The organism is Flavobacterium columnare NBRC 100251 = ATCC 23463 (assembly GCF_002530675.1).
Classification (GTDB): Bacteria; Bacteroidota; Bacteroidia; order Flavobacteriales; family Flavobacteriaceae; genus Flavobacterium; species Flavobacterium columnare.
Genome location: NZ_PCMX01000061.1, coordinates 1 through 20,503 on the forward strand (window position 1 = coordinate 1; position 20,503 = coordinate 20,503).

Sequence of the window (20,503 nt, forward strand, 5' to 3'; positions counted from 1 at the left end):
AAATAATACTATAAACAGATTAAACCATTTTCTTTTACTAGATTTAATGATTTTGAAAACCAAAATATTTCAAAATCTTCAAATTTTTCTTCAAAGCTATTTTTTATCTGTCCTAAATTTTGAGGAATATGGTTTCTTATATCTAAGTTGGTTAATTTTTGAAGTAACCAAAGGGCGTGTCCTTTTTCTAGATGAATTGAAAAGCGATTTGTTTTTGTTTCAAAAAGCATTTCTGCCATTTCCCAAGATCTTCCTTTTTTACTTTTTGTGAAAAATTTAATTTGAGGAAGAGGAGCTATGTAATAAACTTTTTGATTAGGTTTAAAATTAAACGGATCTTCAGTTATTAGGCAGTTTTCAATAAAATTGGGCGCAATTTTAGTTCGAGGAATTTTAAAATCAAACCAATCTTGCAAAGGGAAATCAAAGCATAAACCATGCATATAATTAAAAAGTGATTTTTTTAAACCAAAACTAAACTGATCGTGGTTAATCCCTGTTTTATCCCTAAACTGAATATCATTGTTAGCAAAAGTAATCTCGTTTATTTTTGGAATTACACCAAAATCTTCAGGATTCATTCCTACGGGGCTATGCGCGGTCATGGCAAACTGATGCCAAAAACCACTTTGTAATACACCCATCTCAAAAAGTTGACGTACCATTTCTAAACTGTCAATTGTTTCTTGAATTGTTTGGGTTGGATATCCGTACATAAGATAGGCATGTACCATAATACCTGCCTCTGTAAAATTACGTGTTACCCGGGCTACTTGTTCTACTGTTACTCCTTTTTTTATTAAAGCTAATAAGCGATCAGAGGCTACTTCTAATCCGCCTGATACGGCTATACATCCTGAAAGTTTTAGAAGCAAACACAGATCTCTCGAAAAACTTTTTTCAAAACGAATGTTAGTCCACCAAGTGACCACTAGATCTCTTCTTAAAATTTCTAAAGCCACTTCTCGCATAAGGGCAGGAGGGGCTGCTTCATCTACAAAATGAAAACCACTTTCTCCTGTTTGCTGAATGATTTTTTCCATACGATCTACTATAATTCGGGCGTGAATAGGTTCGTAAATTTTGATATAATCTAATGAAATATCGCAAAATGTACATTTTCCCCAATAACAACCATGTGCCATAGTAAGTTTGTTCCATCGACCATCACTCCATAAACTGTGCATAGGATTGGCTATTTCTATTACTGATATATATTGATCAAGCAATAAGTCAGAATAATCAGGAGTACCTACCTCGCTTTGTTTATAATCAGGTTGTGTACAATTATTTTTAAAAATAACTTCATCATTTTCAAGAATAAAAGTTCGTTTTAGTTGTATTTCTTTAGAGCTCGTATTATAGATATGGGTGCATAGTAATTCTAATGGTAATTCACCATCATCAAGAGTAATGAAATCAAAGAATTCAAAAACCCTTTTATCTTTTAAATCGCGGAGTTCCGTATTAGGGAAACCTCCTCCCATAGCGGTTTTTATTTCAGGATAATGTTTTTTAATGAATTGTGCACAACGAAAAGCACTGTATAAATTCCCTGGAAAAGGAACGGAAAGACAAATGAGTTTTGGTGCTGTGTTTTTAATTTTTTCTTCTAGGATTTCTAGCGTAATAGAGTCAATATGAGTGAGTTCTTCTTTTAAACAATGATGTAGTTCATCAAAAGAATTAGCGCTTCTTCCTAATCGTTCAGCGTAGCGGCTAAAACCAAAATTTTCATCAACACATTCTATAATAAAATCAGATAAATCTTCAAGATATAAAGTGGCTAAATGTTTTGCTTTATCTTGCATTCCCATATTACCAAAAGCCCAATCCATGTCGTCTAATTGTTGGAAACGAGAGGCTTCGGGTAAGAAATTTCCTGAACAGATTTGGCGTGCTAGTGACGGTTTTTTTCCTTGTAAAAAGGCAATAACACTTTCAATTGTTTTTATATAATCATTTCTAAGAGAATAGATTCGTTGAGCGTTCTCGGTTAAATGATTGATTTCTGTTTTTTTTATTTCAAATATTTTTTCAACCCCTTTTTTAGAAAATAATTTTAAAATAACTTCAATGCCTAAATCTATTTGAAATGATGAAATAGATTTAGTATTCAAAAAACCTTTTATATAGGCAGTAGCTGGGTACGGTGTATTCAGTTGGGTAAAAGGAGGAGTTATAAGTAAAATGGTTTTCAAGGGATTGTTTTTTTGCAAAGGTAAATCTAAAAAAGCATTTTGTTAAGGTTTTGAATCTATGAGATTGTATTTTTTTTCTAAAATATTGGGATAATTTCTAAAATATGAAGAAAAGAAGAGAAAAAAAGACGGAAATTTTTTCTCGATATATAGGTTTTATCTGTAATAAATAATGCTAATCTGGGGTAAAAATACACGAAGAGGTATAATTAGAGTGAATAAGAAAACCATTTGTGAAGTTGTTTTTATGTTTAATGATTAGAATAACCTATTATTAGTGCTCTCATTATTATGTTGTAGAAAGATAGAAGATTTGGATTTTTTAGATAGAAAAAACGGAGTGAAACGGTATTGAATTATAAGAAATATTTAAAAGAAGAGTCATCAAAAACACACACTAAAGATCACAGGGAAATATAAATAAAAAAGGATAACTAGAGCCTAAACAAAGAAAAAACATCGAATGTTACCCTCTCTTTAGCCTTAAAAAACGGTATACTATTAGTAGAAAGAACAAAAGTTATACTTAAATTTGCAAAAAAATATTATGATGAAGATTGAAAAAATTTTAAAAAGATTGAATATAATAGTAGCTCTATTATTTACAGTTAGTATTTTTCCGCAGGAGTTTGCAGTAGGAAATTTAACCTACGAGGTGACATCGGGTATGAATGTAAGTGTAAGAACACCTAATACCTCTATTAGCGGCGCTATTACTATTCCTTCTACTGTAGATAATGCAGGTGTTACTTATACAGTTACCTCTATTCGATATGGTGCTTTTCAGAATTGTACAGGTTTAACTTCTGTTAGCATTCCTAACTCGGTTACCTCTATCGGAGATGAGGCTTTTGAAAATTGCAAAGGTTTAACTTCTGTTACCATTCCTAATTCCGTTACCTCTATTGGTTTTTCTACTTTTATTAATTGCGAACTCTTAACCGCTGTTAATCTTCCTAATTCCATTACCTCTATTGGAAATTTGGCTTTTTCAGGATGTTTAGGATTATCCGCTGTTACCATTCCTAATTCTGTTACCTCTATTAATAGTGCTCTTTTTTCGGGGTGTTCTAATTTGTCGACTGTTACCATTCCTGATTCTGTTACTTCTATAGAAAGTAGAGCTTTTTATTTATGTTCTAAATTAAGCTCTATTACCATTCCTGATTCGGTTACTTCCATAGGAAGCAATGCCTTTTATAAAACAGGTTTAACTTCTGTTATTATTCCGAATTCCGTTACTTCTATCGGAAGTAGTGCTTTTGAGCGTTGCCGTAGTTTAGCTAGTGTTACCCTTTCTAATTCCGTTACTTCTATCGGAAATAATGCTTTTGATAATTGTCGTAGTTTAACTACTATTACGATTCCTAGTTCTATTACTTCTATTGGGGAATCTGTTTTTTCGGGTTGTGCTGGTTTAACTACCGTTACTATTCCCAATTCGGTTACTTCTATAGGAAATAAAGCTTTTTATTATTGCACTAATTTAAGATCTGTTATCATTCCTAATTCCGTTATTTCTATTGGCGATAAAGCTTTTCTAAATTGCGAAGGGTTAAATACCCTTACCCTTTCCAATTCAGTTACTTCTATTGGTGAAAGTGCTTTTGAAAATTGTACTGCTTTAACCACTGTTACCATACCTAATTCGCTTACTTCTATTGGAACGTATTCTTTTAAGGATTGTAGAGGTTTAAGGACTGTTAACATTCCTGATTCAGTTACTACTATTAGATATGGAGCTTTTCAGGATTGTAGAGCTTTAACCACCCTTACCATTCCTAATTCTGTTACTTCTATTAGAAATAGAGCTTTCGAAAATTGCAGAGGTTTAACTGCTGTTACTGTAAATTGGATAGATCCACTTGCAGTATCTGGGGATGTTTTTAATGGGCTTGTTTTAAATAATATAGAACTAAAAATTCCTGAAGGTAGAGTTGCTGCATATCAAGCAGCTGCAATTTGGAAAAATTTTAAGATTATAGAACAGACTCTTTCTACATCAGAAAATATAAAAAATAGCTTTGTTCTATATCCTAATCCAGCAAAAGAGGTATTGTATTTTTCAGAAGATTTAGAAAATATTGCAATTTATAACGCAGAGGGTAAATTAGTTTCTAGAAATGAGCAAAACACAGATACTATGAACCTCTCTGAACTACCAAAAGGAATCTATCTATTTTCTGGACAAAACAAAACAGGCTACAAAGTTTTAAAAAAAATAGTGAAAGAGTAGTTGCAAAGGATTTTTTATAAATCCTTTAAGATATAAAAAGAATGTATACTCCTTTGGTTTTTACTATTCCATAAGACATTACAAAATCGCAAATTCAGCGTAAACCAATAAAAAGAGGTTGTCCTAAAAAAATGTTTGGACAACCTCTTTTTTATTCTTTTTTAAAAGGAACAAGGAATTAAAAAAGAAATGACACTTTCTTTGGAGGAGTTTATAAGATGTTTTACCTTGCATATACTCCCTAAAATCTTATCAAAATGAGGGATTATGGCTTTTTGAGTAGTATGTGGAAGCGCCGCAAGTTTCCTGCATTGCAGATAAAAATAGAAGTAATACCAACCTAAAATCAGCTTAAATAAAAAGGATTGCCGAAATGACCTTGTTGCAAAAACGGCAATTTACATTCTAGCAGTTTTTTACAAAAGAGAGCCACTCGCTTGGTATCTTGGTGGTAGCCAAAACTCAAAGGTCTAAGGGAATGAAATGTCAATGGTTCCGTTCAATAGGAGGGCATTTTTTGTGTTCTGAAGGTAGCGAAATCTTAGCTGTTTCGCGAAGATGGCATTAAAAACAGATTTTTTTAAAAAAAGTGTTATACTTTGTTAGTAGTTATGGGAAAAGTAATCAAAATCTTTTTGGAAAAAATATAGCAGCATCCAACCTATCATAAATTATTGTCATCCCGTCTTTGAACGTATTTCAAACGAAATTAAAGACAATGAACTCAAACAGATTAAAGCTTAATCCATTTTGTAAGTAAGAAATATATTATTAATTATCCACACTTATAGTAATAGCTTAGATGTTCTGGTTTCAAAACTCCATTGTCAAATGATTATAGATACTAAATATAAATTACGGTACAAGGAAGTATATTTCCATCAGGATATTAGGCAAGTGGTAGGTTATGCTCGATTGAATAGAGTGAGAGAAAAATTAAAAATTCAAGATGACACCAATATTGATTGTTTAATCATTTCTCTTGATATACAGGAGGGTATAGAAGATTTTAGTTTAGAAACGATCTTTAAAAAAGAACAAAGATACAGGCTTATCAAAAAGTTTACAAATTACAAGTGAAATTGCCTATAACAGATACTTTTTGAAAAAATCCTGAATAATACCATCATAATTTACTTTTTTACTTTTATGAGAGACTAAATAAGAGGTATTAAAGAGATGTTTGCAAAGGGTATTGTGGATAAACTACTAATTTGTATATCTAAAAGGCAATTATAAAAAGAAATATTAACTACCGTTGAATAATAACTTTATATCAGATTACGCATTAGAAATTTATTACAGATTCAGCCCCCTCTTTTAAGAAGATGTTAAAACCTAAAAAAGGAATCAATCTATTTGCTATTTTTACCTAAAAAAAAGAGATGCTAACAGATTGTATAACTTATCAGGACTCAGGGTATTTTACGCCATTAATTGTTGATTATTTAAATGAAGAAAAAGAATTACAGTCATACTATAACCGATTTCCTAAAGTTGAGCATTTTTTGAATCAAATAGAAGAAAAAACAAATAACTATCCTGTAAAAAATCGAGAAATACTAGCTGATTCACTTCTAAAACAAAACCAAGGATTTGATATCAGTCAAGCTACTTTGGATAACATTCATAGGATAAAAGAATCCAAAACATTTACGATTACTACAGGGCATCAGCTAAACTTATTTACAGGGCCTTTATACTTTATATACAAAATAGTTTCAGCTATAAATTTGTGTAAAGAATTAAAAATAAAATATCCAACATACCATTTTGTACCAGTTTATTGGATGGCTACGGAAGATCACGATTTTGAGGAAATCAATCACTTTAAATTCAATCAAAAAAAAATCAGTTGGCATAGAAATTCTAAAGGTCCCGTAGGAAGATTGACCACAGAAGGATTGGATCAAGTATTTCAAGAAATGAAAGAAAGTTTAGGAATTAGTGACTATGCCAAGAGACTTATTTTGCTTTTTGAAAAAGCCTATTTAGGACATGATAATTTAGCAGATGCAACACGCTATTTAGTTAATGAATTATTTAAAGAATACGGGTTAGTAATTTTAGATGGAGATGATAATGCCCTAAAACAACTTTTTGTTCCTGTTATTAAAGAAGAACTCATACAACAAACTTCATACAAAAAAGTAAAAGAAAGACTTTCTTCTTTTTCTTACGATGTTCAGGTAAATCCTAGAGAAATCAACCTTTTTTATATGGAAGATAATTCGCGCGAACGTATTCTTTTTGAAAATGGAGTTTATAAAATAAATAATACAAAACTTGTTTTTTCTGAAACTGAAATTTTAGAGTTAGTTCAAAAAACACCTGAAAAATTCAGTCCTAATGTTATTTTAAGACCTTTGTATCAAGAGGCCATATTGCCAAATTTGTCTTATATTGGAGGAGGAGGAGAAATAGCCTATTGGTTAGAATTAAAAACAATGTTTGAAACTTTTAAGGTAACGTTTCCCATTTTGTTGCTTCGAAATTCTGTAGTTATTGCTTCTGAAAAACAATTTAAAAAAGCAGATAAATTACAATTAACCTGGTCGGATTTGTTTCTTAAACAAACTGAATTAGTAAATCAGAAAACAAGACAGTTTTCGGAATTTAGAATAGATTTTTCAAGACAAAAAGAACATTTAAAAAAACAATTCGAGAGCCTTTTGGATCTTGCAAACCAAACGGATAAAACATTTGTAAAAGCAGTAAAAGCCCAAGAAACAAAACAAATAAAAGGGTTAGAAAATCTTGAAAAACGCCTCTTAAAAGCTGAAAAAAGAAATCATGACGATAAATTAAAACGAATTATTGATTTGCAAAATGAGATATTTCCAAATGAAAGTTTGCAGGAACGCCAGTTGAATTTCAGTGTGTTTTATATTGAATACGGTGAAAATTTTATTGCTAGTTTATTAGAAAAATTAAATCCGCTTAGTAATGAATTTAACACAATAGTTTTTTAAAAAGGTTTCGGATGAAAATAAATCTTAAAAAAATAAACTTTTAAACTAAAGTTTGTACTTTTGCACCAAATTTAAAAAGATAAAAAATGGCAGGAAATAGAACTTTTACAATGATTAAACCAGATGCTGTTGAAAAAGGACACATTGGGGGAATTTTAAACATGATTACTGAAGGTGGTTTTAGAATTGTATCTATGAAATTAACTCAGTTAACAGTTGCAGATGCGCAAAAATTTTACGCTGTACACGCTGAAAGACCATTCTATGGTGAATTAGTAGAGTTTATGTCTCGTGGGCCAATTGTTGCAGCTATCTTAGAAAAAGAGAACGCAGTAGAAGATTTTCGTACTTTAATTGGTGCTACGAACCCAGTGGAAGCAGCAGAAGGAACTATTCGTAAAAAATATGCTACTTCTATTGGTGAAAATGCGGTTCATGGTTCAGATTCTGATGAAAATGCTGCTATTGAAGGTGCTTTTCACTTTGCAGGAAGAGAAATGTTCTAATCAAACATAATTTTTAAAAACATTGTGGGTGTCTAAAAAGTAGTACCTTAAAATAAAATCTAGTTTATTACTTAAAAGACAAGACAAAAAAGTTATAAGTACTATGTGATTTTATTTTCTACCTTTGGTTGAAATGATAATAAGACAACTTTTTAAGACCCCCTCATTGTTGAAACTATCTATCTTTATGTTGGAGGTCTTCTCCTTTAATTCTCTGAATCCATATCAAGTCTCTCTTTAAAAAAATCATTTTATACTTTATTGCCTTTCAGGACCTATTTTTTCTGTATATTTAAACGCATCCTTATGTAAGATTTAACCTGTTTTCAAGGAGCTTGTTTAGAGGCTTGCATTACATAATATACAGATTTTTATTTGGATGACAGTTTAGGTTCAGATTATGGATTGAAAATTTATTACAGATAAAAAATAACATTAAATCTAAAAAACAACCATTTTCTATCTTCAATGAAAAAACTACATCTACGAAAAAAACGGGGATTTTTATCATCTCAGCTTTTTACCTTCATCATAAATTTTAATACATAGTTTTGAGTTGATTTTTGTATCTGTTTATTTGATGAAATTTAAACCCAAATTTCACAACGAAGTCTAATGCGTAATTTGGGTTAAATAGAAAAAAAGAATGCTATTTATTTTTGTTTAGACCTAAAATTCCTTTAGTTATAAGGAATTGAGCAACGATATATGTTAGCATGATCAAAAAACCAGATTTGGGTAGTTCTGAATGAAATTTGTTGATTGCTAATATACTATCAGAGCTTACAAAAAATAAAGCACCTATCAGTATGGTTAGGTTGTTTGGTTTAGACCACTTAAAATAACCTTTAATAGCCATTAACAACATAATAGAAATGGTTGTGGCATATAATGCAACAGGTATTTTTAAATTTCCTAAACTAGGGAAAAGTAGATTTAGCATACCTAATAAATACATTGTTACAAATATAAATCCTATCCAAAACAAGTTAGAATTGGGTTTGGTTTGGTCTTGTTTTATAAATAAAAAGATAAAGAAAATATGGCTTATTAGAAAAGAGGTTAAGCCTAAAATAAAATATAGCTCAGCTTTGTCTGCAAACATTAAGACGACATCGCCAATCCAAGAAAAAAACAAAGCAAAAAGAAGGTGTTTTTTTGTTCGGAAATTACTAGAACTATAAGTTTCTAAAATTAGTAAAGGAAGTAATAGCGGTTTGAAATACCAAGCAATAGCTTCTTGTTTAGCGAGTAATAGGAGTAGGTAAAACACGCTAATGCCTATAAAAAATTTCAAATACTGGCTCATAAAATTAGTTTAAAGCGAATTAATATTTTTTTGTTTAAATTCTATTTTTACAAAATAAAAGCTCATAAAAAGAGCAATTAAAAAATAACTGAAGACTATATGTGTGCCATAAGGGATAATTTGGTCTATTTGAAACCAGCCATTTAAATGGTAAATGATAACAATAGCAAATACGAAACGGGTAGTTTCGTAAATGTGTGCAAACTTATTTTTATCCATTAATTCGGTGTAGCTATATACTGTTGCAAAAATGAAGGATCCATAATAAAAGATATACGGTAAGCCTATTCTAGCTATATTGTCAAATAAGTAAGATATTAATAACAAGGTTGAAAATAATTGAATAAATGACCAACGTATTAATAATGTAGAATGGTTGGTACCAAATTTTTTAAAATTATATACATCTTCAATTTTAGGAATTGGGTATTTTTTGTCAAACCCTTCTGGTCTCCAGCCAGTAGGCATAAACCAAATTTTTAATTTATCTATGAATTTTTCAGCATACCAAGCATCTTTAATTAATAGCCAAAGGTGCTGAAAGTTAATCTTAAAAGGATTCCAAGTTTCGGCAGGACGTGTAATACCAAAAACGGGTGGAATATCTGCTAATTCTTCTTGAAAAGTACCAAAAAGTTTGTCCCAAAAGATAAATATTTGCGCATGGTTTTTATCCATATATTCTGGATTAATAGCATGATGAACTCTATGATGAGAGGGGGTTACAATTATTTTTTCTAAAAAACCTAGTTTGTTAATGTATCGTGTGTGGTACCAAAATTGTAAGAAGAATTGGATGGGTAGGGTAATAGCAATAACCTTAGAAGGAACACCTAACAGAGCGGCAGGTAATAATAAAAAAGTAAATAATTTAAAAAAATCAGAAACGGATTGCCTTAATGCACACGATAGGTTAAATTCTTCGCTACTGTGATGAATAGCATGCTTGTTCCAAAAAATATTGATCTGATGTGCCAAACGGTGTGTCCAGTATCCCTGAAAATCAATAGCAATAAATGCAATGATGTAGGCAAAAATAGATTCTTTAATGTGAAAAAAAGCTATTTTAGAAACCATGAATTCGTATGTAATGATGGACATACTTAAGCCTAAGACATCTCGAGTAGCGTTAGTCATTCCAGAGCTTAAACTAGAAATACTATCCATCATAGGAGCGTAATCTACTTTTTTGTAATAGCCATATATTTTCTCAATAATAATTAAGAATAAGAAAACAGGCATTGCTATAATCAGTATTTTGCCGTAAGTTTCCATTGTAATATTAGATTTTAAAAATTCAGAAAATTTTTTTAAAAAGGATTCTATCTGCTTTTAGTAAATCTAATTATTTTTTTTTAAATAAATTTTTTTTTAGTGATTTATTTAAGAATTATATAATTTCTGCGCTTAATCCAGCATCAAGAAGAGCAAAGCATAATGGTTGTAATTCGTTAAAAGAACCTGTTTTTACAGCGCATTTACCTGTATAATGTACTAAAATAGCGCATTGTTCTGCTTGTAATTCCTCATGATTACAAACGCGTATTAATGTTTCTATTACATGATCAAACGTGTTTACATCATCGTTATACAAAATTATTTCATGGTTGATAGAAACTTCTTCTAAAACGGCAACGTCTTCTTGTGTTTTTTCAATAATACTCATGGATATTAATTTTTATTAAAGGAAAATTAGTTTACGAATTTATATATTTTAATGATACCCAGTTATTACGGCTAATTTTTTTAACAAAAGTTAAGCCTTTTTCTGTACATGAAGCATCAATAGAAGGAATGTCTTGTTCGTAAAAACCGCTGAATAAAATAATGCCATTAGGATTTAAACAATTCACATAAGTTTGCATATCATTAAGGAGTATATTTCTATTAATGTTTGCAATAATTAAATCGTATTTTTTATTGTTTAATAAGGAAGCATCTCCTTCATAAACCGTTATATGTTTGCAATTGTTGCGTGTTGCATTTTCAATAGAATTTAAATAACACCAATTGTCGATGTCTATAGCGTCTATAGGTTGTGCTCCTTTCATTTCAGCAAGTATTGCTAAAATAGCAGTTCCACATCCCATATCAAGTGTTTTTAAGTCTTTAAGGTCTAATTCTAATAAATGTTGGATCATCATGTGGGTGGTTTCGTGATGTCCTGTTCCAAAACTCATTTTAGGTTCTATTATAATGTCAAATTGCGCATCTGTTTTAGGATGAAAAGGCGCGCGTACATGACATAAACCATCAACATCAATTGGATCAAAGTTTTTTTCCCATTCTGCATTCCAATTTTGTTGTTCAATTTCTTCAAAAGTGTATGAAATTTTAAACTCGGGATTTTGTAATATATAAATATCTTCTAAAATACCCTCATTCCAATTTTCTTTAGGAATATAAGCAGAAAAACCTTTGTCCGTTTCAATAAAACTGTCAAATGGAAGTTCTCCCAATTCTGCTATTAAAATTTCAGAGCCTAGCTCCTTAGGTTCTACCTCAAAATGGTATCCTATATATGTATTTTGCATTGCTTTGTTTTTTTGCAAAGGTAGTTATTTCGTAGATTATAGTTTTGGGTTAAGAGCTCTTTCTTGAATGAAAATTGTAAATTTGTTTGTTAAAAAAGTAAACATGAAAAAAGGGCAAATATTTTATGGAGTATTAGGCTCTTTTTATTTAGAAAGAGAATTTGTTATAAAACGGATATACAAATATTGCTTTGATGAGAATAATCTTGATTGTTTGGGTCACGGATAAAGTTTTTTTTCAATATAGGATAGTAAATAAACAAGTGGCCAATTGTTGCTAACTCATAACAAAATTTGAACAAAGATAGAGTCCAGCCATTTGTTAAATTTAAACCCAGTTTCTTTAATATGTCCTACTTCTTGAAATCCCAATTTTTTATGAAAGGCAAGACTTCCTAAATTTTCAGAATCAATAACACCAATTAAAGTATGAATTTTTTCTTTTTTTGCAATTTTAATGAGTTCTTTTAAAAGAAGTGAGCCAATTCCATTTCCGTGAAAATCTTTATGTACATATACTGAGTGCTCTGCGGTAAATTGGTACCCTATTTTAAAACGAAATGAACCATACGTCCCAAATCCTACTATTTTATTTTCTTTTATCGCAATTAAAAAAGGTTGATTATTTATTTTTTTTTCTTCAAAAATCTTTTGTTGCTGTTCTAAAGTTCTGATATCATATTCCCAAATAGAAGTACTATTTAAAATTTCGTAATTTATGATTTCAAGAATTTCAAGAAGATCTTCAAATTTAGCTTCTTTTATTTGGATGGACATATTACTCTTTAATTAAAAAAAAATTAATAAATTTAAATCATGAAAATACAAAAAATTGCTCAACTTTTTGAATTTCTATTTGTTTTTGACCTTATTTTGTATGGGGTTATGGCTTTTTTGCAAGTAGATATATTAGAAGAATACCTACGTTGTATGAGCATTCCCTTGCTTTTCATACTGTATATAATTTCTTCTTTAAGAATCAATATGAAATTTTTAGTATGTTTAATAATATATCAGGTTACTTCTTCTTTATTTGCAATAGAAGGAGATGCGGTTTTTAAAATGGCAACCCTGTTTTCTTTGGTTTCCAAAATGGGACTGATTTATTTAATACTAGAGTTTATTGAAAAAAAAGATAGAACCGCCATAGGAGTTGCTTTAGTGCCATTATTCGTTTTATACCTCTATATGATTAATTTTGTTTTTGAACAAGTAGAAGAGCATTATATTTACTGGGTTTTTAATTCTTTGCTTACGGCTTTTTTAGGTGCTGTTGGGGTTATTACTTATGTGAATCAAATGAAAAAAGAAAATCTATTTTTTCTTATAGCTACAGTTTTTTTAGTAATTCAAATGTCGCTCTTTTTCTTTAATATGTTTTACTATGAATCAATTTTTTTACACAAATGGATTGTCGTTTTTTCTGCTTTAGCCTATTACATGATTTATAAATTTTTAATTTTAAAAGAAAATGCTCAAAATATGACGATAAGTTAATACTTTTGCGTTAAAACATGAGTTTATTACAAATTGAAACCTACCGCTATTTACCCAAGAATTCCTTTAGCACAAAGCATAATTGAAATATGTAAGAATAAAGGATTAAAACACATAGTCATTTCCCCAGGTTCGCGAAATGCACCCTTGACTATAGGCTTTTCTAATCAAACTGAATTTAATTGTTATAGTATAGTAGATGAACGTTGTGCGGGTTTTTTTGCATTAGGCTTAGCTCAACAATTACAGGAGCCAGTAGTGCTAATTTGTACTTCAGGATCAGCGTTGTTAAACTATTACCCCGCTATTTCAGAGGCATTTTATAGTCAGATACCTTTAGTTGTTATTTCGGCTGATCGGCCAATTGATAAAATAGATATAGGAGACGGACAAACCATTAGACAAGCGAATGTTTTTGCTAATCACATCCTATATAACGCAAATCTACAAGAAGATGCTTCTTCAGAAAATGATAGATTGATACAAGAAGCCCTTTTTTTTAGTATTTCCCAAAAAGGACCTGTTCATATAAATGCGCCTTTTGAAGAACCTTTATATGAAACAATTCCTGAACCAACTATCAAGCCTATATGGTTTAATTTTCAAAAAAAGGATGAACAATTAGATGCTCTAGAAATTTTTGCGGAAGAATGGAATCTAGCTCAAAAAAAAATAATATTAATAGGCGAAAATCACTCGGATTCTATTGATACAAAATATTTAGACATAATAGCTCGCGATCCTTCAGTTATTGTTATGACTGAGGTTACGTCTAATGTGCATCATGAAAATTTTATTACCAATATAGATACGATTATAACACCTTTTTCAGAAGAAGAGTTTGAACGTTATAAACCCGAAATATTGTTGACATTAGGAGGGATGATCGTCTCAAAACGCATAAAAACTTTCTTTAGGAAATACAAACCCAATACGCATTGGCATATAGATGAGTTAAGAGCTTATGATACGTATGGATGTCTTAAGAAGCACTTTAAGGTAAAACCCAATGTTTTTTTTGAACATTTCCTAAAATTAACATCTTATAAAGAAAGTTCTTTTCAAAAAGAAGTATTAGCCATTCGTTCACAAAGGGCAATATTGCATACTCTTTATTTGAAAGAATTGAGTTTTTCAGATCTAAAAGTTTTTCAAATTATAACGGAGTTATTACCTGAAAATATTCAATTACAAATTAGTAATAGTTCAGCTATACGATACGCACAATTATTTTCTATAGATCCCAGTATTTCAGTGTATTGTAATAGAGGGACGAGTGGGATAGAAGGAAGTACTACAACAGCTATTGGTGCTGCTGTGGCAAGTAAAAAAACAACTTATTTTATAACGGGAGACATTAGCTTCTTTTATGATAGCAATGCGTTATGGAATCATTATATACCCAACGATTTTAAAATTATTATTATAAATAATGGAGGAGGAGGGATCTTTAGAATTTTACCAGGGCATCAAGAAAACGAAACATTCAATACTTTTTTTGAAACTTCACATAGTCTAACAGCAGAATATTTAGCTAAAATGTATGGATTTGATTATTTTAAGGCTACAGAAGAAAATCAATTGCGAACCGATTGGAAAACGTTTTCATTATTGAATAAACCAGCTATATATGAAATTTTTACCCCCGAAAAACGCAATAATGAGATTCTTATACAGTATTTTAAGGAATTAAAATGATTGTTTTTTTTGTTTTAGAGCTTGTTTGTTTTGATATAATTTTATATATTTGATAGATATACAATAACATAACTAGAAAAAATATGAGTAAAAGAGATGAACTGATTGAAAAATACGCTGCGGATTTACAAGAAAAATGTGGAGTAACACCTGATATGGAATTATTGACAAAAGTAGTAATAGGGTGTGGACCGTCTATTTATAATCAAGATTCAGCAACCGTTTCGGGGTCACAACAGTCCGAATTAGATACAGTTAAAAATAACTTTTTAATAAAAAAATTAGGACTGTCTGATAGTCCAGAATTAGATGCTGCAATTGATAGTGTAATCGAACAATACGGACGTTCTAACCGTAATAAATACCGCGCAGTTGTATACTATTTATTAACACTTCATTTCCAAAAAGAGAGTGCTTATAATTAATTAGAATTTATAAAGTTTATAAAATCCCGATTTTTATCGGGATTTTTTATTTGTATCTTTGCCACTTTAAATTTTGACTGATGATTGAAATAGGAAAATATAATACTCTAAAAATAGCTCGAAATACCAATATAGGATTGTATCTAACAGACGGTGATAAAGACGTGTTATTGCCTAACAAATACGTGCCTATAGAATATGAGATAGATGAAGAAATAGATGTGTTTGTTTACTTAGACCATGAAGAACGCCCTGTAGCAACTACCTTAGAACCCTATATCGTTTTAAATGAATTTTCATTATTGAGAGTTAATTATGTGAATAAATTTGGTGCTTTCATGGATTGGGGACTAGAAAAAGATTTGTTTGTACCCTTCAAAGAACAGGCAAGACCCATGGAAGAAGGAAAAAGGTATCTTGTATATATGTATTTAGACAAACAAACGAATCGTTTGGTGGGTTCTAGTAGGTTAAATCAATTTTTGAGTAATCAAAATCTAAGTGTTGAAAATGGAGAAGAAGTCGACCTGATTGTTTCTCATATTTCAGATACAGGTATTAATGTAATTATTAATGAAAAGCACAAAGGATTAATTTATAAAGATCAAATTTTTGAAGATCTAAGAACAGGAGATCGCATCATTGGGTATATCAAAAATATTCGCCCAGATGGTAAGATAGATGTATCAAGACAGCCATTGGGTTTTGAACGAATAGATGTCTCTGCTCAAAAAATATTAGATGAATTAAAAGCTGGAAGAGGAATGCTAAAATTACATGACAATAGTAGCCCAGAAGATATTAAAACAATTTTACAAATGAGTAAAAAAACTTTTAAGAAAGCCATAGGGACTCTTTACAGACAAAAAATGATAGAATTAAGACCAGATGGTATTTATTTGGTAAAAGAATAGATCAAGAATGAAGGAGGTTGTCCAAAAAACACGCCTAAATGTTTCGTTTGTTACCTAACGATAGGAAATCGGAACTAAAGATAATCTGCTTATGTGATTTGCTTTTCCTGTTTAACTTCGTTTTTTTCATTGGGTAAAAAAAACATCATTAGAATATCTTTTTAGACAACCTCTTTTTATAATAGTTTAAAGACTATTATAAAAAGAAAAAATAATTATAATTATTTTTTCTTTTTATATAAAGGAATAAAATACGTAATACTATAATTCCATCCCGCTCCAAATTTTCCATCAAATGTTTTGTTAAACCCAGGAATGTACAAATTATTGAAGTTTTCTGGTTTTTTTTCGGATAGTAAATAATTAATTCGTAAACTGAAACCCGCATAAAAATTATTAAAAATTTTAGCTTTTACTCCTGCCACCACTTCAGTCCAATGTGCTGTTAAACCTTTATAGTTCATATTAACAACTACAGCATCTGCTTGCGGAAAATATCCCGTAGTATTATATATTTTGTAACTCGTAAGTTCTTGATTAAAAGAAGAAAAACCATAACGAAGTCCTAAATGAACCATGTCTTCCATGTCAAGCCAATTTTGATAAAAATTATAGTCAAATCCGACTTTTAAATAACTACCCTTCGTTGTGAAATTAAGACGCTTATCTTCCGTGGTCTTTTTTTCATTACCTATTTCGGTAGCTATATACATTCTTTTGCCTACTCTATAATCACCAACTAATTCTAACCCTTTGTAATTTTTATCAAAAACAGAACGAGTAATTTTAGATAAATCAGCGCCTATTCGTACCCCGTAGCGTTCTGTTTTTTTGATAGTATCTTTTGTTTTTTCCTGTGCTTTACTAATAGTTAGTGCAAAGACAGTTAATAACAGACTAAAAGAAAATTTTGATATGTGTTTCATTTTCGTTTACTATAGATGTTTTTTGAATGGTTACTTCTTGTATCCAATTTTTAGGGGTTGTAAGGGTAGCTCCATTAGGAGTGTTTAGTGTAAATTCAGTTTTATATCCACAAGCCCTTGAAATATAAACATCGTTACGTGAGTAATTAAGGGTAATTTGATCGTCCTTAGCTAAAGTACTATTTTTTGAATTAATTTGAAAAGTATAATGTACCTGATTTCCATTTACTTTTAGAGGCAATTCTATCTTGTTACTACCCGTAAAATCTAAAGAAGTAGACATTCCTTCCGCAGTAACTTTCAGATCTGTTACGGTTTTAAGATTAGTTGGATTGTTGTTGTCAAAGAATTGTACAATCATTCTAGGGGTTGTGGGAGTTCCTTGTGGACAGACATCATCGGGTTCGCAATTCAAAAAAGGCAAAGTGAATATAATGGTGAATAATCCAAAAAGTATTTTTTTCATATTTATTTGAGTAATTAATGATAAGTAAAAAGTGATTAGCTACTAATCACCTTTTACTATTTACTTTTTTTCCAAAAGTACAACATTTTCTACGTGATGGGTTTGTGGAAACATATCCACAGGTCGTACACGAGTTACTTTATACATCTTGTCCATTAACGCTAAATCACGTGCTTGTGTAGCAGAGTTACAACTTACATACACTACTTTTTTAGGGGCAATTCTTAAGATTTGTTCGACCACATCTGCGTGCATACCATCACGAGGGGGGTCTGTAATAATGATATCTGGATGTCCATGTGTGGCAATAAACTCGTCGTTAAATACGTTTTTCATATCACCTACAAAAAACTCACAATTGTTAATATTATTGCGTTTAGCGTTTACTTTTGCATCGGAAATAGCTTCCGGAACTGCTTCGACACCAACTACCTTTTTTGCTTTTTTAGAAACAAATTGAGCAATTGTTCCTGTTCCAGTGTATAAATCATATACTAATTCATTGCCTGTTAATCCTGCAAAATCCCTCGTAATAGAATATAATTCATACGCTTGTTCTGAATTGGTTTGATAGAAAGACTTCGCATTAATACTAAACTGTAAGCCTTCCATTTCTTCTAAGATATAATCTCGACCTTTAAATAAAATAATGTCTTGGTCGTACAAAGTATCATTTGCTTTTTGGTTGATTACATACTGCAGCGAAGTAATTTCAGGAAAACGTTCGGCTAAAAAATTCATAATCAATTCTATTTGCTTTTGGTTATGATCAAAAAATTGAATCACTACCATGATTTCTCCCGTAGAAGCTGTACGAATCATAAGGGTGCGTAACAAACCACTATGCTCCCTTGGATTAAAGAAGGATAAATTATTTTCGTTGGCAAAATGCCTTATTTCATTACGAATATCATTAGAAGGATCTTGTTGTAAATGACATTTGTTGATATCAAGAATTTTATCCCACATTTTTGGAATATGGAATCCTACCGCATTTTTATTATCTAGTTCTTCGCCACTGTTAATTTCTTCAGGGGTCATCCAGCGACTAGAGGAAAAGCCAAACTCCATTTTATTACGATAGAAAAACTGTTTTTCAGAGCCCAAAATAGGTTCGAATATTGGTAATTCTATTTTTCCAATGCGTTTTAAGTTATTTTCTACCTCTTGGTGTTTGTAAAATAACTGCTGGTTGTAATTCATGTTTTGCCATTTGCAACCACCACATACACCAGAATGTTCGCATACGGGATCTACACGATGCTCTGAATACGAATGAAATTTGAAAGCTTTACCTTCATAATACGATTTTCGCTTTTTGAAGGTTTGAATATCTACTACATCACCAGGTACTACATTACTTAAAAAAATGACCTGACCTTCTGGGGCTTTTGCCACACATACGCCTTTTGCTCCTGCATCAAGGACTTTTACGTTTTCGAATACGACTTGTTTGTCTTTTTTTCTTCCCATAGTGCAAAGATAATAATTGCTATCATATTTATGATTTTTGCTCTTGGATTTTAGAAAAAACCAGTTTAGTTTGATTAATGAATAATAACTAATCTATTATTCTTGGACCTGATAAAACGTTAATTTGAAATTCCTATTTACTTTTAGATTCTTCCAATTCTATTTTTTTGATGATGTGAATACCTCCAATACTATATGCCACATCTATAGGGATTGGAATGCCATTTAGAAGAAAATTACCGTTTTGAAATGGAGTAATCCTTTCATCAATTAAAAAAAAGTAATTGTCTTTGTCGGATAATATATCTAGATTGTCATCTTTTAGTTCAACGGGTTCTATGTATTCAACCAAACCAATTTTGTTTAATTCAGGAATTGTTATTTTTTGTCCATTCATCTCACAGGAATGTTTCTGACCAAGGCCAGGCATTCCAAACCAAGGGATGGCTTGCCCTATTTGTAATGAAATTTTAGACGTATCTCCAACAAAGAGAAAATGTTTGGTTTTAAAAGTTTCAAAAATAGGGGGTAAAGATTTTTTAGGAAAAGGCTCTTCTGCTTTCCAAAAGAACATAACTTTATTTTGCCATTCGGGATCATTCGGGTTTTTACAAACTAAATGGTCTGTCCAATAGTGCATATAAAGTTGTCCCGCTTGAAGCAAAATAGTCGATTTATGAATGCGTTCTCTTTGTTCGTTTGTTAAAGATCGAATGATCTTATGTTTTAAATGATCAACTGTAGAAACGAACGTATTTTCTTTGTTTAGTTGAACGTCTTGAGTTTTTTTTGAGTTTTTTAAATTAGTTACAGCTTGTTTTTTCTTAAAGAAAATATCAAAAAATCCCATAAATAATAATTGAAATAGATGTTTTATTAATTTGCTTTTGTATTCTGTTTGTGACGGTTTACAACTTTAGAAACTTAGGAACTGATTATTTTTTGTTAAAGGTAAAAATTCTTGCAAAACGCAAACATCAATTTACTGTAAAAATGAAATATTTTCAAAAACTTGTTGTACTCAAACCTTTGATGGTTTCGTAAAACGGTATTTCTTGTAAACGCGAAATCCTAAAAAATTCTAATGGCTTCTTCCCCAAATATTTTTTTAAATCCAAAGTCGGTAAACGGATTGATGTATTTAGCCTTCATGATTCCAAATGGTTTGATGGATCAAATTTACAAAAAAGGCAGGAGCACTGTTTTTTATAATTTGTTTATTTCTTCTTGGGTTAATCCTGTTGATTGCATGATTATTTCTATTGAAATGCCTAGTTTTTTTAAAGATTTAGCAGTTTCAATTTTTCCTTGAATCTTTCCTTCTTCTTTACCGTCGTCAAAAGCCG

At 30.6% G+C, this 20,503-nt stretch carries 19 protein-coding genes and 1 pseudogene; 9 read left to right on the forward strand and 11 right to left on the reverse strand.

The genetic code is table 11. The features are described from left to right. Positions 1-8: 8 nt before the first annotated feature. Entirely contained in the window at positions 9-2,201 is a 2,193-nt protein-coding gene (locus B0A78_RS09055; protein WP_014165562.1) for a B12-binding domain-containing radical SAM protein, read from the reverse strand. 550 nt (positions 2,202-2,751) lie between these two features. On the opposite strand from B0A78_RS09055, the gene B0A78_RS09060 reads away from it, so the two are divergent. From B0A78_RS09060 to B0A78_RS09075, 4 genes are all read left to right on the forward strand, one after another. After that, positions 2,752-4,437 carry a leucine-rich repeat protein gene (locus tag B0A78_RS09060; protein WP_169859118.1) on the forward strand — a complete coding sequence of 562 codons (1,686 nt, stop codon included), beginning with the start codon at positions 2,752-2,754 and terminating at the stop codon, positions 4,435-4,437. Positions 4,438-5,268: 831 nt separating this feature from the next. After that, positions 5,269-5,517, forward strand: coding sequence for a hypothetical protein (locus B0A78_RS09065; RefSeq protein WP_065213416.1), 249 nt, complete (start codon positions 5,269-5,271; stop codon positions 5,515-5,517). A gap of 305 nt (positions 5,518-5,822) precedes the next feature. Then, positions 5,823-7,409, forward strand: coding sequence for a bacillithiol biosynthesis cysteine-adding enzyme BshC (gene bshC / locus B0A78_RS09070; RefSeq protein ID WP_014165559.1), 1,587 nt, complete (start codon positions 5,823-5,825; stop codon positions 7,407-7,409). Positions 7,410-7,495: 86 nt separating this feature from the next. Beyond that, complete coding sequence (locus tag B0A78_RS09075) at positions 7,496-7,915, forward strand: nucleoside-diphosphate kinase (RefSeq protein WP_014165558.1); 420 nt, start codon at positions 7,496-7,498, stop codon at positions 7,913-7,915. Positions 7,916-8,564: 649 nt separating this feature from the next. On the opposite strand, the gene B0A78_RS09080 is transcribed toward B0A78_RS09075, so the two are convergent. From B0A78_RS09080 to prmA, 4 genes are all read right to left on the reverse strand, one after another. Beyond that, positions 8,565-9,224 (reverse strand): lysoplasmalogenase, encoded by a 660-nt coding sequence (locus B0A78_RS09080; RefSeq protein WP_077225038.1) that lies wholly within the window; start codon positions 9,222-9,224, stop codon positions 8,565-8,567. 9 nt (positions 9,225-9,233) lie between these two features. Further along, entirely contained in the window at positions 9,234-10,499 is a 1,266-nt protein-coding gene (locus tag B0A78_RS09085) for a sterol desaturase family protein (protein WP_097609606.1), read from the reverse strand. 115 nt (positions 10,500-10,614) lie between these two features. Then, positions 10,615-10,890 (reverse strand): ATP-dependent Clp protease adaptor ClpS, encoded by a 276-nt coding sequence (locus B0A78_RS09090; RefSeq protein WP_014165555.1) that lies wholly within the window; start codon positions 10,888-10,890, stop codon positions 10,615-10,617. Between the two features lie 31 nt (positions 10,891-10,921). Next, a complete protein-coding gene (gene prmA, locus B0A78_RS09095) occupies positions 10,922-11,758 on the reverse strand; it encodes a 50S ribosomal protein L11 methyltransferase (protein WP_014165554.1) in 837 nt (278 codons plus the stop codon). A gap of 103 nt (positions 11,759-11,861) precedes the next feature. Between prmA and B0A78_RS14975 the strand changes: the two genes are divergently transcribed. Next, entirely contained in the window at positions 11,862-11,987 is a 126-nt protein-coding gene (locus tag B0A78_RS14975) for a hypothetical protein (protein ID WP_261764991.1), read from the forward strand. Positions 11,988-12,040: 53 nt separating this feature from the next. On the opposite strand, the gene B0A78_RS09100 is transcribed toward B0A78_RS14975, so the two are convergent. Further along, complete coding sequence (locus tag B0A78_RS09100) at positions 12,041-12,535, reverse strand: GNAT family N-acetyltransferase (RefSeq protein WP_014165553.1); 495 nt, start codon at positions 12,533-12,535, stop codon at positions 12,041-12,043. Positions 12,536-12,574: 39 nt separating this feature from the next. Here B0A78_RS09100 and B0A78_RS09105 point away from each other — a divergent pair, with 39 nt between their 5' ends. From B0A78_RS09105 to B0A78_RS09120, 4 genes are all read left to right on the forward strand, one after another. Further along, on the forward strand, positions 12,575-13,255 hold the full coding sequence (locus B0A78_RS09105; RefSeq protein WP_014165552.1) for a hypothetical protein: 681 nt from the start codon (positions 12,575-12,577) through the stop codon (positions 13,253-13,255). A gap of 33 nt (positions 13,256-13,288) precedes the next feature. After that, positions 13,289-14,953 (forward strand): 2-succinyl-5-enolpyruvyl-6-hydroxy-3-cyclohexene-1-carboxylic-acid synthase, encoded by a 1,665-nt coding sequence (gene menD / locus B0A78_RS09110; RefSeq protein WP_065213420.1) that lies wholly within the window; start codon positions 13,289-13,291, stop codon positions 14,951-14,953. Between the two features lie 83 nt (positions 14,954-15,036). Beyond that, positions 15,037-15,378 (forward strand): DUF2853 family protein, encoded by a 342-nt coding sequence (locus tag B0A78_RS09115; protein ID WP_014165550.1) that lies wholly within the window; start codon positions 15,037-15,039, stop codon positions 15,376-15,378. A gap of 80 nt (positions 15,379-15,458) precedes the next feature. Next, on the forward strand, positions 15,459-16,292 hold the full coding sequence (locus B0A78_RS09120; protein ID WP_014165549.1) for a CvfB family protein: 834 nt from the start codon (positions 15,459-15,461) through the stop codon (positions 16,290-16,292). A 221-nt stretch (positions 16,293-16,513) separates the two neighbouring features. On the opposite strand, the gene B0A78_RS09125 is transcribed toward B0A78_RS09120, so the two are convergent. The 5 genes and pseudogenes from B0A78_RS09125 to B0A78_RS15140 all read right to left on the reverse strand — a co-directional run. Beyond that, on the reverse strand, positions 16,514-17,218 hold the full coding sequence (locus tag B0A78_RS09125) for a DUF6048 family protein (protein ID WP_014165548.1): 705 nt from the start codon (positions 17,216-17,218) through the stop codon (positions 16,514-16,516). Further along, the gene (locus B0A78_RS09130) at positions 17,190-17,684 is read right to left on the reverse strand and encodes a DUF6452 family protein (RefSeq protein WP_065213421.1); all 495 of its coding nucleotides are present in this window, start codon (positions 17,682-17,684) and stop codon (positions 17,190-17,192) included. Before B0A78_RS09130 ends, B0A78_RS09125 begins: the two co-directional genes overlap by 29 nt. 60 nt (positions 17,685-17,744) lie before the next feature. Continuing rightward, entirely contained in the window at positions 17,745-19,157 is a 1,413-nt protein-coding gene (rlmD, locus tag B0A78_RS09135; protein WP_014165546.1) for a 23S rRNA (uracil(1939)-C(5))-methyltransferase RlmD, read from the reverse strand. 133 nt (positions 19,158-19,290) lie between these two features. Next, positions 19,291-20,007: a hypothetical protein gene (locus tag B0A78_RS09140; RefSeq protein WP_065213422.1), complete on the reverse strand. Its 717-nt coding sequence runs from the start codon at positions 20,005-20,007 to the stop codon at positions 19,291-19,293. A 356-nt stretch (positions 20,008-20,363) separates the two neighbouring features. After that, positions 20,364-20,503 (reverse strand): annotated as a pseudogene (locus tag B0A78_RS15140) (Rpn family recombination-promoting nuclease/putative transposase); the annotation flags it as partial.